Annotated in this window: 10 protein-coding genes and 5 tRNA genes; 7 read left to right on the plus strand and 8 right to left on the minus strand. The window is 44.7% G+C overall.

What is annotated here, in order from left to right; all coding sequences use genetic code 11:
• The first annotated feature begins 62 nt into the window (after nucleotides 1–62).
• The gene (locus R7O13_RS13575) at nucleotides 63–788 is read left to right on the plus strand and encodes an HAD family hydrolase (protein WP_033907401.1); all 726 of its coding nucleotides are present in this window, start codon (nucleotides 63–65) and stop codon (nucleotides 786–788) included.
• 338 nt (nucleotides 789–1126) lie between these two features.
• On the opposite strand, the gene R7O13_RS13580 is transcribed toward R7O13_RS13575, so the two are convergent.
• The 5 genes from R7O13_RS13580 to R7O13_RS13600 form a co-directional block, all read right to left on the minus strand.
• Nucleotides 1127–1203: transfer RNA gene (locus R7O13_RS13580), tRNA-Pro, on the minus strand.
• A gap of 64 nt (nucleotides 1204–1267) precedes the next feature.
• Nucleotides 1268–1343, minus strand: a tRNA-His gene (locus R7O13_RS13585).
• 48 nt (nucleotides 1344–1391) lie between these two features.
• Nucleotides 1392–1468, minus strand: a tRNA-Pro gene (locus R7O13_RS13590).
• A 69-nt stretch (nucleotides 1469–1537) separates the two neighbouring features.
• Nucleotides 1538–1613: transfer RNA gene (locus tag R7O13_RS13595), tRNA-His, on the minus strand.
• 33 nt (nucleotides 1614–1646) lie between these two features.
• A tRNA-Arg gene (locus R7O13_RS13600) sits at nucleotides 1647–1723 on the minus strand.
• 335 nt (nucleotides 1724–2058) lie between these two features.
• Between R7O13_RS13600 and R7O13_RS13605 the strand changes: the two genes are divergently transcribed.
• Nucleotides 2059–2472 carry a c-type cytochrome gene (locus R7O13_RS13605; RefSeq protein ID WP_005384252.1) on the plus strand — a complete coding sequence of 138 codons (414 nt, stop codon included), beginning with the start codon at nucleotides 2059–2061 and terminating at the stop codon, nucleotides 2470–2472.
• A gap of 73 nt (nucleotides 2473–2545) precedes the next feature.
• Here R7O13_RS13605 and rep read toward each other — a convergent pair whose 3' ends face one another.
• A complete protein-coding gene (rep, locus tag R7O13_RS13610) occupies nucleotides 2546–4561 on the minus strand; it encodes a DNA helicase Rep (protein ID WP_005379104.1) in 2016 nt (671 codons plus the stop codon).
• A 170-nt stretch (nucleotides 4562–4731) separates the two neighbouring features.
• Here rep and R7O13_RS13615 point away from each other — a divergent pair, with 170 nt between their 5' ends.
• From R7O13_RS13615 to ubiK, 4 genes are all read left to right on the plus strand, one after another.
• Nucleotides 4732–5313, plus strand: a complete 582-nt coding sequence (locus tag R7O13_RS13615) for a TetR/AcrR family transcriptional regulator (protein WP_005384254.1) — start codon at nucleotides 4732–4734, stop codon at nucleotides 5311–5313.
• A gap of 18 nt (nucleotides 5314–5331) precedes the next feature.
• The gene (locus R7O13_RS13620) at nucleotides 5332–6435 is read left to right on the plus strand and encodes an efflux RND transporter periplasmic adaptor subunit (protein ID WP_042523871.1); all 1104 of its coding nucleotides are present in this window, start codon (nucleotides 5332–5334) and stop codon (nucleotides 6433–6435) included.
• A 12-nt stretch (nucleotides 6436–6447) separates the two neighbouring features.
• Nucleotides 6448–9570 carry a multidrug efflux RND transporter permease subunit VmeD gene (gene vmeD, locus R7O13_RS13625; RefSeq protein ID WP_033907400.1) on the plus strand — a complete coding sequence of 1041 codons (3123 nt, stop codon included), beginning with the start codon at nucleotides 6448–6450 and terminating at the stop codon, nucleotides 9568–9570.
• Between the two features lie 131 nt (nucleotides 9571–9701).
• Nucleotides 9702–9953 carry a ubiquinone biosynthesis accessory factor UbiK gene (gene ubiK / locus R7O13_RS13630; RefSeq protein ID WP_005379099.1) on the plus strand — a complete coding sequence of 84 codons (252 nt, stop codon included), beginning with the start codon at nucleotides 9702–9704 and terminating at the stop codon, nucleotides 9951–9953.
• Between the two features lie 276 nt (nucleotides 9954–10229).
• Here ubiK and ilvC read toward each other — a convergent pair whose 3' ends face one another.
• Entirely contained in the window at nucleotides 10230–11714 is a 1485-nt protein-coding gene (gene ilvC / locus R7O13_RS13635) for a ketol-acid reductoisomerase (protein ID WP_318304045.1), read from the minus strand.
• Between the two features lie 143 nt (nucleotides 11715–11857).
• On the opposite strand from ilvC, the gene ilvY reads away from it, so the two are divergent.
• Nucleotides 11858–12748 (plus strand): HTH-type transcriptional activator IlvY, encoded by an 891-nt coding sequence (gene ilvY, locus R7O13_RS13640; RefSeq protein ID WP_005379097.1) that lies wholly within the window; start codon nucleotides 11858–11860, stop codon nucleotides 12746–12748.
• Nucleotides 12749–12827: 79 nt separating this feature from the next.
• Here ilvY and R7O13_RS13645 read toward each other — a convergent pair.
• Nucleotides 12828–14032 (minus strand): IS3 family transposase gene (locus R7O13_RS13645; protein ID WP_172563519.1). Its coding sequence is split into 2 segments (ribosomal slippage): nucleotides 12828–13681 and nucleotides 13681–14032, totalling 1206 coding nucleotides; the frame shifts between segments, so codons are not numbered across the junction.
• Nucleotides 14033–14204 lie beyond the last annotated feature (172 nt).

The raw sequence follows: 14204 nt of genomic DNA on the forward strand, positions 1-14204 counted from the left end.
AATTGAGAGTGGGATAATAGATGAACAGTGTCAAAGCCAAGCCGTAAATAAAAGGAGCCCCTGTGCTTAAAGCGATTTTTTTTGATATGGACGAGACTTTATGTGCAACGTCACAAGCCGATAAAGTTGCAGGACAAGCGTTTACAACTTGGATTCATAAGACCTACCCACAAGTTACCGAGCCAAAAGCGTTTTTGCAGCGCTACTTACAGGGTGTATACAAAAAGCTGAATGCTGAGTTCCCTCACCTTGTGGCTCTGCTACCCGATGAAAATGCCTTCCGTTGTGGCCTGATCCAAAACATCTTGGCGGAGCAAGGCGTCAGCATCACTGCAAAAGAGGCTCAACAAGCTCAAGACTACTTTGACTCTGCACGTATGGGCGCGTTCACTTTCTTCCCTGGTGTAAAAGAAATGCTCAGCGACCTTCGTCAACATTACAAACTCGTCGTGATCACTAACGGCCCGATTTTTTCTCAACACCCTAAATTAAACGCGACACAAATGAGCAACTGGGTGGACCATATTATTGTGGGAGGAGAAGAGCCAGAAGAGAAACCTGCTACAAGTATTTTCCAAAAAGCGCTCGACTTGGTCGAAGTAAAACCAGAAGAGGCTCTACACGTGGGCGACTCTTTACCTGCTGACATTGCTGGCGCTAACAATATGGGCATTTTGAGTGTGTGGGTGAATGCGACAGGCGCAAGTAACTCAACGGATATAACGCCAAGTTTTGAAATCCAAAAAACGGTAGAAGTAAAAGAAATCCTTAAAACACTCGCCCAATAAAAGCAGCGGATTAGAAAACTACAAACCCCCAGACACTGCTCTGGGGTTTATTTTGTCAGCTCGAAAAGCATTTAGATCATAGGTGGTCAAAAGCCCCTAGAGCTGTACACTTTTGGGGAAAATTGAAATGGAATGCCGATTCTTTTCAGGAGAGATGTAAAAAAGCCCCAGTCTTTCGACTGAGGCTCTAAATAGCGGTCGGTGAAGAGCCGAATTCTAACTTCAGGCGAACCCCACTTGGGTTCAAATCCATTGATACATTACCGACTAATACAGTCCAAGCGAGATCATAAACTCTAAAACGACGAAAGCCTGCTAAAAAGCAGGCTTTCTAATAGTGGTCGGTGAAGAGGGATTCGAACCCCCGACCCTCTGGTCCCAAACCAGATGCGCTACCAAGCTGCGCTATTCACCGAACTGTATTTGCTGATTTTCTCAAATCAGACAGGACACTTCAACTAAGAAGTCACCTTAATTAATGGGGTGGCTAACGAGATTCGAACTCGCGACCACCGGAATCACAATCCAGGGCTCTACCAACTGAGCTATAGCCACCATCAATTTTTGCTGTTTACCGCTCTATTAGAGCCATAAACTAAATAGTGGTCGGTGAAGAGGGATTCGAACCCCCGACCCTCTGGTCCCAAACCAGATGCGCTACCAAGCTGCGCTATTCACCGACGATGTTTTATCTTGATTGAATCAAGATTGGGAGCAATGCTACCGCATTCAATCTAAAAAAGAAAGAATGGGGTGGCTAACGAGACTTGAACTCGCGACAACCGGAATCACAATCCGGGGCTCTACCAACTGAGCTATAGCCACCACTGATTTTTACCGATGTATCCTCCGAGGCAATGGTACGCCCGAAAGGATTCGAACCTTCGACCTTTGGCTCCGGAGGCCAACGCTCTATCCAACTGAGCTACGGGCGCATGCCCTATCGGCGGAGTGGAATAATACGGATATCACACTATGCCGTCTAGTACTTTTTTTACTTTTTTTATCGTTTGGTCTCTTTTTCGACAGTTATCTTCAGTTAAAGTGGATTTTTGATGTGATTCACGCCCTGTCATGGATAACTTGTTGTTTATTGCAACAAGTTATCGGGATATAATCACCCATTATTTACATTGATTTAACAGCTGCAACCAAGTTGTCTAATCATTCTATGCCATTCAGTGGAATTTAATAATTTCTCTGCTCGGCATTAATACTCTAACTATATAAATAGGTAAGTCACTTACCTCGGGAATGTGAAGTGGGTTTAATGGATATGTCTCGACAAATGATTAGCGTTTTGTTCGCTGCCTTAACGTTTTCTACGGCAGCTTTAGCTTCTGACATCAGCCAAACTGAATACGATGCGATCGCAGAACGCATCCAACCTGTCGGTGATGTTTATCTAGCAGGTTCTGAGCCAGTGAAAGAAGAACCAACCGGTCCACGTGATGGCGCCACAGTTTATGGTACTTTTTGTATTGCTTGTCACGCATCTGGTGTAAACGGCGCACCTAAAACAGGTAATGCCGATGATTGGGCACCACGTATTGCACAAGGCAAAGATACGTTAGTGAAGCACGCATTAGAAGGCTTCAATGCGATGCCAGCCAAAGGAACCTGTATGGACTGTTCTGACGATGAAATCATCGCAGCAATTGACCACATGATTGAAGGTCTATAAGTAAAGACATCAACGAAAAAGGCTTGCCAGTTGGCAAGCCTTTTTGTTTTTAGTCAGTGAGAACAAGGTTACTTTACTTCTTAAACATTGCTCGAATATTGGCAATGTGTGCTTGACCTTTCGCCATACGCTCTTCTGCTGATACTGGCTTTTTGTTTACTTCCCATTCAACGTCATCAAATGGCAACTCATCCAAAAAGCGGCTTTGAGTCGGTTTGATCAACTCGCCGAACTGCCGACGCTCTTTGCACATAGTGAAAGTCAGTTCACGTTGCGCGCGAGTAATACCAACGTACATCAGGCGACGCTCTTCTTCCACGTTATCTTCATCAATACTGGTTTGGTGCGGTAAAATACCTTCTTCGGACCCAATTAAGTATACATATGGGAACTCAAGGCCTTTTGATGCGTGCAAGGTCATCAGTTGTACTGCATCACTGTCTTCATCTTCTTCACCGCGCTCCATCATGTCACGCAAGGTCAAACGTTGAACGACTTCTTTTAACGTTTTCTCTTCTTGATCGTAGTTGTCACCCTCTAGGTCCGCCACTATCCATGAATAAAGGTCAGAAACGTTCTTCATTCGCATTTCAGCGGCTTTCGGACTTGCTGAAGTTTCGTATAGCCAATCTTCATAATGGATATCACGAACTAGCGAACGAACCGCTTCGACGGTATCACCACGCTCAGCTTGATCAGCAATCGCCACTAGCCATTGGGTGAAACGACGCAAGTTTTCTAGACCACGTCCCGTTAGGTGCTGTTCGAGCCCCATTTCAAAGCTCGATTCAAACAGGCTCTTCCCTCGCATATTGGCATAACTGCCTAACTTCTCTAACGTTACTGGGCCAATTTCACGTCGTGGAGTATTCACAATGCGCAAAAATGCATTGTCGTCATCCGGATTAACCAAAACGCGCAAATACGCCATGATGTCTTTAATCTCTGCGCGCGCAAAAAACGAGGTGCCGCCAGAAATTTTATACGGTACGCGGTTTTGCATCAGAGACTTTTCAATCAAACGTGATTGGTGGTTACCACGATATAGAATCGCATAATCTTTATATTCGGTACGGTTTAGGAACTTATGCGCAATTAGTTCACCCGTTACTCGCTCTGCTTCGTGCTCTTCATTTTTAGCCAACAACACTTTGAGTTTTTCACCGTCAGGAATTTCAGAGAACAAGGACTTCTCATAGACGTGAGGGTTGTTAGCTATCAAAATGTTGGCCGCACGCAGGATTCGACTCGTTGAACGGTAGTTTTGCTCTAGCTTAATCAAACGCAAATTCGGATAATCTTCACCCAGCAACACGAGGTTCTGAGGTTTCGCACCACGCCATGAATAAATAGACTGATCGTCATCCCCTACAACAGTCAATCGCCCACGTTCTCCGACAATTAATTTGACCAGCTCATACTGACTCGTGTTGGTATCTTGATACTCGTCAACCAGTAGGTAACGGATACGATTCTGCCAACGCTGACGAACATCTTCATGATTACGTAAGAGTAAAACGGGCATCAAAATTAGGTCATCAAAATCGAGCGCGTTATAGGCTTTCATTTGCTTTTGGTACATATCAAAACAGAACGCAAACAATTGTTGCTGTTCACCTTGCGCACGCGCTTTGGCTTGCTCTGGCGTCAACATGTCGTTTTTCCAGTTGGAAATACAACTCAGAAGCTGGCGTAGCAGATCTTTATCACCATCAAGCTGCTTTTCAGTAAGCTCTTTGAGCAGAGCTAGCTGGTCTTGGTCATCAAACAGTGAGAAGCCCGCTTTCAACCCTAAATGCTTGTACTCACGCTTGATGATGTTCAATCCTAAAGTGTGGAATGTTGATACCATCAAACCTTTAGACTCACCTTTCCCTAACGTTTGACCTACACGCTCCTTCATTTCACGTGCCGCTTTGTTGGTAAACGTCACCGCCGCAATGTTACGCGCTTTGTAACCACATTGCTGAACCAGATAAGCGATTTTATTGGTAATAACACGAGTTTTGCCCGAGCCAGCACCAGCTAGCACTAGGCATGGACCAGACACGTATTTCACGGCTTCATCTTGACTAGGGTTCAGCTTCATAGAAATTCTCTGCGGGTGATGAATGTGGCGCCTATGATAAAGGGGTGGCCTCGTGAAAGCTATGCTGATTTCTTGTAATTTTCACACCAATTAAGTGCAATATTCTGTTGCATAAATGGCGGGTATTTAAGCTATAATGAATGAACGTTCATTCACTAAAGGGTGACATTATGAAGGATAACCCTGCTGTAGATAAACGAGAACAAATCTTAGTCGCTGCTGAACAACTCATTGCTGAATCTGGTTTTCAAGGGCTTTCCATGCAAAAGCTCGCCAATGAGGCAGGTGTCGCAGCAGGGACGATTTACCGTTATTTCTCAGATAAAGAACATCTTTTAGAGGAACTACGCCTTAACGTTGCTAAGCGTGTTGCTACTGCGGTGCAACTAGGTGTTAGTGAAGAGATGCCTTTAAAACAGCGTTATCGAACCATGTGGCTCAATATTTGGAATTTAGCGAGCTCGAACTTAAGTGCGATCAGCAACCGAGTCCAATATGAGTCTTTACCCTGTTCAAATAGTAGCAAAGCTCGGGAACTTGAGAGACAAATGTTTGCCCAAGTAGATCTTCTTTTCAATCAGGGCAAAGACGAGGGAGTATTCAAGCTTCTCGATAACGAAGTACTTTCTGGATTGAGTTTTGAGGCAAGTGTTGCACTTGCTCGGAAACACGCTTTGGGATTTTATCAACTGGATAAGACGGCATTAGAGGCCGCTATTGAAGCCAGTTGGGACGCAATTATTAAACACTAACTTGGAGTTCTTAATAGAATGAAAAAGTGGATTTTGATGCTATCAATTGTTTTATTACTTTTTGGTAGCGTTGTTACATACAGACTAATTGATATCAAAGACAAAATGGAGCAGTTTGCCAATCGCCCTGAACCAGCATTCCCAGTAACCGTAACTGAAGTGCAAGCGGTGGATTGGGTACCAGTCATCGAGGCAATTGGTTTTATCGAGCCAAATCAAGGCGTGACGGTAGCGAACGAAACGAGCGGTGTTATCGATAAAATCGCATTTGATTCCGGTACTCAAGTCAAAGCAGGTCAGCCACTAGTACTGCTTGACTCAGACGTTGAGAAAGCGAATTTAAAGAGCTCGCAAGCCAAGTTGCCAGCAGCAGAAGCGAAATACAAACGCTACCAAGGGCTATTTAAAAAAGGCTCTATTTCTAAAGAAGCGTATGACGAAGCAGAAGCGAACTACTTCTCCTTAAAAGCGGACATTGAAAGCTTGAAAGCGACCATCGACCGACGCGAAATCAAAGCGCCATTTGATGGTGTAGTAGGTATTCGTAACGTGTACCTAGGTCAGTACCTACAAGCGGGTACCGATATTGTTCGCCTGGAAGACACCAGCGTGATGCGTTTACGCTTTACCGTGCCGCAAACCGATATTTCACGTATCAATATCGACCAAGAAGTGGATATCTTCGTGGATGCCTACCCAGAACAGCCTTTCAAAGGTTCAATTTCTGCGATTGAGCCTGCGGTTAACGTACAAAGTGGTTTGATTCAAGTTCAAGCGGATATCCCTAACAGTGACGGCAAACTGCGTAGTGGTATGTTCGCGCGTGCAAACATCATTCTGCCTAAGTTAGAAAATCAGGTCACTCTACCTCAAACCGCGATCACATTTACGCTATATGGCGACAATGTTTACATCGTAACAGAAGAAGATGGCGAAAAACGCGTTAAGCAGCATGTGGTAAAAGTTGGCGAACGCTCTAAAGATATCGCACACATTCTAGAAGGCGTAAAGCCAGGTGATGTAGTGGTGACATCGGGTCAAGTCCGTTTGAGTAACCATGCGAAAGTAAGCATTGTCGAAAGCGATGCAACTACCCCACCTGCTGAAACACCAATGCTTTAAGTTGGAGGCATTATGCGCTTTACAGATGTTTTTATAAAACGTCCAGTTTTAGCGGTATCGATCAGCTTTTTGATTGCATTGCTTGGTTTGCAAGCGGTGTTCAAAATGCAAGTTCGTGAGTACCCTGAAATGACGAATACGGTGGTCACCGTGACCACCAGTTACTACGGTGCAAGTGCCAACTTGATCCAAGGCTTTATTACTCAGCCATTGGAGCAAGCGGTGGCGCAAGCCGATAATATTGATTACATGACTTCGCAATCGGTACTAGGTAAATCAACCATTACTGTCAACATGAAGTTGAATACTGACCCGAATGCAGCATTGGCTGATATCTTAGCGAAAACGAACTCGGTACGTTCTCAGCTTCCAAAAGAAGCCGAAGATCCAACCGTAACCATGTCGACAGGTTCGACTACCGCAGTGCTTTACATCGGCTTTACGAGTGACGAGTTATCTTCAAGCCAGATCACAGACTACCTCGAGCGTGTAATCAACCCGCAGTTGTTCACTGTAAACGGTGTATCCAAAGTTGACCTGTATGGTGGTATGAAGTACGCACTGCGCGTATGGCTAGATCCTGCCAAAATGGGCGCTTTGAAGTTGACCGCTACGGATGTGATGAGCGTTCTTAACGCCAACAACTACCAATCTGCAACCGGTCAAGCGACGGGTGAGTTCGTGCTTTATAACGGTAGCGCAGATACTCAGGTATCAAACGTTGCTGAACTTGAAGCATTGGTCGTGAAAACTGGTGAAGGGGATGTCATCCGCCTAGGTGATATCGCTAAAGTAACGCTGGAGAAGAGTCACGACGTTTATCGCGCAAGTGCAAACGGTCAAGAAGCCGTGGTTGCGGCGATCAACGCAGCACCAAGCGCTAACCCAATCAACATTGCAGCAGACGTACTTGAACTGTTGCCTCAGCTTGAGCGCAACCTACCAAGTAACATCAAAATGAACGTTATGTACGACTCTACGATTGCGATCAACGAGTCAATTCACGAAGTAGTCAAAACGATTCTTGAAGCAGCAGTAATCGTACTTGTGGTTATCACACTGTTCCTAGGTTCATTCCGTGCGGTAATCATTCCTATCGTAACTATTCCACTTTCATTGATTGGTGTGGCAATGGTGATGCAGGCAATGGGTTTCTCTTGGAACTTGATGACGCTACTGGCGATGGTGCTTGCCATCGGTCTGGTGGTGGATGACGCGATCGTTGTACTAGAAAACGTTGACCGTCACATCAAAGAAGGGGAGTCACCATTCCGAGCTGCAATCATTGGTACACGTGAAATTGCGGTTCCAGTTATCGCGATGACATTGACGCTAGGTGCAGTGTACGCACCGATCGCATTGATGGGTGGTATCACCGGTTCATTGTTCAAAGAGTTCGCTTTGACACTGGCAGGTTCAGTATTCGTATCCGGCATCATCGCTTTAACACTCTCACCGATGATGTGTTCAAAGATGCTTAAGGCAAACGAGAAGCCGAGCAAGTTTGAGCAAAAAGTTCACCATGTACTTGATGGCATGACTAATCGCTACGCAAGCATGTTAAAAGCAATAATGGCTAGCCGACCAGTGGTGATCGTGTTTGCGATAATTGTATTCGCAAGTTTACCAGTCCTATTCAAGTTTATTCCTAGCGAGCTAGCTCCATCTGAAGATAAAGGTGTTGTAGTACTCATAGGGACCGCACCATCAAATTCGAATTTGGACTACATCCAAAACACCATGGATGATGTGAATAAGATTCTCTCTGATCAACCAGAAGTGGAATACGCTCAGGTATTTAACGGTGTACCGGATTCTAATCAAGCGTTTGGTTTAGCTACACTCAAACCATGGGGCGAACGAGAAGCGAGCCAAGCAGAAATCAAACAGCGTGTTGGTGGGCTTGTTTCGAGCATTCCGGGAATGTCTATTGCTGCCTACGAAATGCCGGAGCTACCAGGTGCTGGTTCAGGCCTTCCTGTACAGTTCGTAATTACAACGCCAAACAACTTTGAAAGTTTGTTTACCGTTGCAAATGACATTCTGTCGGAAGTAGCAAGCAGTCCAATGTTTGTCTATTCCGATCTGGATCTGAAATATGATTCTGCAACGATGAAGATCAAGATCGACAAAGACAAAGCAGGTGCCTACGGTGTGACTATGCAAGACATTGGTATCACCCTCAGCACCATGATGGCAGATGGTTATGTAAACCGTATCGACCTAAATGGCCGCTCTTATGAGGTAATTCCTCAGGTTGAGCGTAAATGGCGTCTAAACCCAGAATCGATGAAGAACTACTATGTACGCTCTGTGGACGGTAAAGCGGTTCCATTAGGTAGTCTGATTACCATTGATGTGGTGGCTGAGCCTCGCTCTTTGCCACACTTCAACCAGCTAAACTCAGCAACTGTGGGTGCTGTTACAGGCCCTGGTGTTTCGATGGGGGATGCAGTTAATTGGTTTGAAAATATTGCACAAACCAAACTGCCTGCAGGGTATAACCATGATTACATGGGCGAATCTCGTCAGTTTGTAACGGAAGGTAGTGCCTTGTATGCAACCTTCGGTCTTGCACTTGCGATCATCTTCCTCGTTCTGGCGATTCAATTTGAATCACTCCGCGATCCTATTGTCATCATGGTATCTGTACCTCTGGCAATATGTGGTGCCTTGATCGCATTGGCCTGGGGTACGGCCTCGATGAACATCTACTCGCAGGTTGGTTTGATCACGCTGGTCGGCCTAATAACCAAGCACGGTATCTTGATCTGTGAAGTCGCCAAGGAAGAGCAGTTACATAATAAACTGTCTCGTATTGATGCGGTGATGGAAGCTGCGAAAGTGCGTCTTCGCCCTATCCTAATGACCACTGCTGCGATGATCGCAGGTCTTATCCCGCTGATGTACGCAACAGGTGCAGGTGCCGCGCAACGTTTCAGTATCGGTATCGTCATCGTTGCTGGCCTTGCAATCGGTACACTGTTCACACTATTTGTACTACCTGTGATTTACAGCTACCTAGCTGAAAAACACAAACCTCTGCCAGTATTTGTTGAAGACAAAGACTTGGAGAAGTTAGCGCGAGTTGACGAAGCGAAAGCAGCTCATCGTGAATTAGCGGATAACAGATAAGCTATTAAGGCATTCAAAAAGGTCACTTCGGTGGCCTTTTTTATTGCCGCTCTCTTTTTTGCCATCTAAATGGCGACTTTCACGTATCATTTACTTAAAATGAGGACAAATCAAAAGGAGTTTTAGCCACTATGTTTGACCCAAAAAAATTAGAGCAAATTGCTAAACAGATTCACGACTCAATGCCTCAACCTGTAAAAGAGTTGGGCTCTGATGTCGATCAGAAAGTTCGTCAAGTAATCCAAGGCCAGCTAAACAAGCTAGATGTTGTAAGTCGCGAAGAGTTTGATGTTCAAACTCAAGTTTTACTACGTACACGTCAAAAGCTAACAGAAATGGAACAGAAGTTGGCACAACTTGAAGAAAAGCTTGCTGAAAAATAAGTATCAAAGCGCTCCTCACAAAGGAGCGTTTTCTTATCGGCGCGCAGATAAATCGGCTAAAAACAAAAAGGCTTGGTCAACGGCGACCAAGCCTTTTGATTAGATGTTGTGTTTATTTTGTATTTATCACTCCAGTCTGCCTGGAGTTTATCTACTGCGTTACTTGAGACTAAGTAAATTACGCAGTATTAAGGTTTCATTTCTAGGAGAAGGCGCGGACTTTACGATAGTAAACGAGCACCTTCGACACCGAAATGGAGCCTTAAGGCCAGTCATTTAGCCGCCCACCGCGATACGCTTCATATCAGTCATGTAACCACGTAGCTCTTCACCGATGTACTCTACAGGGTGGTTACGGATTGTTTCATTCACAGCGATAAGAGTCGCGTTATCCACTTGGTTAGACGTTTCACCTAAACCTTTACCAATTACGTCAGTATTTACGGCTGGCATAAACTTCTCACGTAGAAGCGGCGTTGCTACGTTAGCGAACAGGTAGTTACCGTATTCCGCAGTGTCTGAGATAACCACGTTCATTTCGTATAAACGCTTACGTGCGATAGTGTTTGCGATAAGTGGCAGCTCGTGTAGAGACTCGTAGTAAGCAGACTCATCGATGATGCCAGATGCCGTCATCGCTTCGAATGCTAGCTCAACACCCGCACGAACCATAGCAACCATCAAGATACCGTTATCGAAGTACTCTTGCTCAGAGATTTCTACGTCAGTTTCTGGGTAGTTTTCGAAAGCAGTTTCACCTGTTTCTGCACGCCAGCCTAGTAGATTTGCATCGTCGTTTGCCCAGTCAGCCATCATAGTACTAGAGAAGTGACCGGTGATGATGTCATCCATGTGCTTGTTGTATAGCGGACGCATCAGTTCTTTTAGCTCTTCAGAAAGCTCAAATGCTTTCACTTTTGCAGGGTTAGTTAGGCGATCCATCATGTGAGTGATACCACCAAACTTCAGTGCTTCAGTGATGGTTTCCCAACCGTATTGAAGAAGCTTACCAGCGTAGCCAGGATCAATACCATCAGCAATCATCTTCTCGTAACACACGATAGAGCCAGCCTGTAGCATGCCACAAAGGATAGTTTGCTCACCCATTAGGTCAGATTTCACCTCAGCAACAAAAGAAGACTCTAGACAGCCTGCACGGTGACCACCGGTTGCTGCAGCCCAAGCTTTCGCGATATCCCAACCTTCACCTTTTGGGTCGTTCTCTGGGTGAACAGCGATAAGAGTCGGTACACCGAAACCGCGCTTGTATTCTTCACGAACTTCCGTACCTGGACATTTAGGTGCAACCATTACTACCGTTAGGTCTTTACGGATTTGCATGCCTTCTTCAACAACGTTGAAACCGTGAGAGTAACCTAGTGCTGCGCTTTCTTTCATTAACGGCATTACCGTCTCAACAACGTTTGTGTGCTGCTTATCTGGAGTAAGGTTTACTACTAGATCAGCTTGTGGAATTAGCGTTTCGTAGCTACCTACCTCAAAACCGTTGTCTTTTGCGTTTTTGAATGACTGGCGTTGCTCATCAATCGCGGCTTGGCGAAGCGCATAAGCAACGTCTAGACCAGAGTCGCGCATGTTCAGACCTTGGTTAAGACCTTGAGCACCACAACCTACAATGACTACTTTCTTACCTTTCAGATAATCCGCTTCTGAAGCGAACTCACTGCGGTCCATAAAACGACAACGACCTAATTGGTCCAACTGCTCGCGCAAGTTTAGGGTATTGAAATAATTAGCCATCTGGGTGCTCCTTTGAGATTCTTCCATTGAGGTCAGTAATTGCCTTACCGAATAACTTCATACTAAAACAGACATGAGATTGCTTAAAGTGATATATTCACAATTAGTTATTGCAATTTATGCAACATGGAAATGAAAATTTAATGAATATCAAAAGCCTGCAACTTTTCATTCATCTCTGTGAGAGTAAAAGTTTCGCCAAGACCGCAGCGGCAATGCATATTAGCCCTTCAGCCTTAAGCCGACAGATACAAAAATTAGAGGAGGAAACCAGCCAACAATTGTTTTTACGCGACAACCGTAGCGTTGATTTAACTATCCAAGGTAAAAAGCTAGTCCCAGTTGCCTTAAAGATTCTTGGCGAATGGCAGCAGTATCAGAGTCACCTGAAGGGAACCGAGGATGAATTGAAAGGAGAAATCCGTCTCTTTTGTTCTGTTACTGCAAGCTACAGCCATCTTCCGGAGCTAATCTCTGACTTTCGTATTCAGAACCCTTTCATTGAGTTCAAACTATCAACCGGCGATCCAGCTCAAGCGATCGACAAAATACTAGCAGATGAAGCCGATATTGCCATATCAGCCAAGTCAGAACAGATGCCAAATAAAATCGCATTTGAAACGATCAGTGAAATCCCACTTTCTGTCATCGTACCTGTTGGGGTTAGTGCGTTTGCTGAAGAGCTACAAAAAGAAAAACCAGACTGGTCGGTCATTCCATTCATACTCCCAGAAGCAGGAACGGCAAGGGACAGGGCCAATACTTGGCTCAAACAAATGAAAATAAAGCCAAAGATCTACGCACAAACCTCCGGACATGAAGCCATCGTAAGTATGGTTGCATTGGGGTGTGGAGTAGGTATCGCACCTGATGTTGTAATCAACAACAGTCCGGTAAGAGAAAAGATAAATCGTTTAAAAGTCTTACCAATTAAACCTTTTAAACTTGGTGTTTGCTGCAACAAAACTCAGCTGGAAAATCCGCTTGTTAAAGCCTTTTGGAAGGTTGCAGAAAGCAAGTATATCGCACCTTAGATGAACACTTTTTAGGTATAAAGTGAGCTAATTTTAAAACTCTATATGACCCGTCCTGATATGGGTTGACACTTTTTAACTAAAACGCTCGATGTACTTCATCGGGCGTTTTATATTTTAAAGCCGTATGAGGCCTCATTTGATTATAGATATCTACGGACTCTGCTACCATCGTCCTTGCTTCTTTCAGATCTTTCGGTTTCTTCAGCAAGAGCTCCATTTTGAGTATCCCATTTACACGCTCAGCTAAAGCATTCTGATAACAGTCATACCCGTCAGTCATTGAGCAAGTCACTCTATGTTTCTTATGGATATCTTGATATTCCTTCGAACAGTATTGTGAGCCTCTATCTGAGTGGTGTATTAGCTTTTCTTCACTCTGCCGTTGCCTGAGAGCTAAGATAAATGCCCGCTTAACTGATTGAGTTTTCATGTTGTCATCCACATAAAAACCAACAATCTTCCTTGAATAAGCGTCTGTAACCAAGCTGAGATAACTCTCTCCATTTTGAGTTGGCAAGTAAGTAATATCAGCAACCCACAGTTGTTCTGGCTTCGTTGGTGTCAGCCCATCTTTCACTTTGTTTGGGTGACAGAAAAATCGATGACGGCTGTCAGTCGTTCGGTGATAGGCTCGTCTTGCTCTCACTAACAGCCGATGCTTTCTGAGAAGTTCAAAGAGCTTATCGCGACCTATTTGAATGCCCTTTGTTGCTGCTAAGAACTTCAGTTTACGCGTGCCAATGCGTGGCTGCTTCAGCCTGACTTCACGGACAAAGCCAATGACAGTATGCTCATGATGTTCACAACGAGATTGAGTTTGGCATTGCTTATAATAAGCTTGGCGAGAGATTTGTACTAACTGACAAAACTTCGTAACGCTCAAACCTACTATGGTTTTCTCTTGGACAACGCTTCTTTGTGCTTTTTTGTCACTCTAACACCATAGTCACGTTCCATAACGTTCACGACAGCTTCAAAGAAGTCGGCTTTGAGTTGAGCATCTTCGAGCTGCTTTTCAAGCTCTTTAATACGTTGCTCTGGTGTAGGAGGTGAATTGAACTCGGTCATAGAGTCTCCTTTGGACATAAAGTTAGGTGTCCCTTTAGACCAATCTAGTCGACCATGCTTACGAAGCCAAACCAAAACCGTAGAGCAACCTTGGATGCCATACTTCTCTTGGGCTTGTTTGTAAGTGAGGCTTCCTTTTTCAACCTCATCAACTACAGTGAGTTTAAAAGCGAGGGAGTAATCGCGCTGAGTTCTTTTAGTTGTTGATTTCATAACACTCTCCAATTTTGGGGGTGGAAAGTGTCAACCTTATTTAGGACGGCACAATAGATGCAAAAAAGCCCGCTCTTTCGAGCGGGCTTCTTAAATTTAAAGCCTGGCGATGTCCTACTCTCACATGGGGAAGCCCCACACTACCATCGGCGCTATTTCGTTTCACTTCTGA

The organism is Vibrio sp. Y176 (assembly GCF_033438945.1).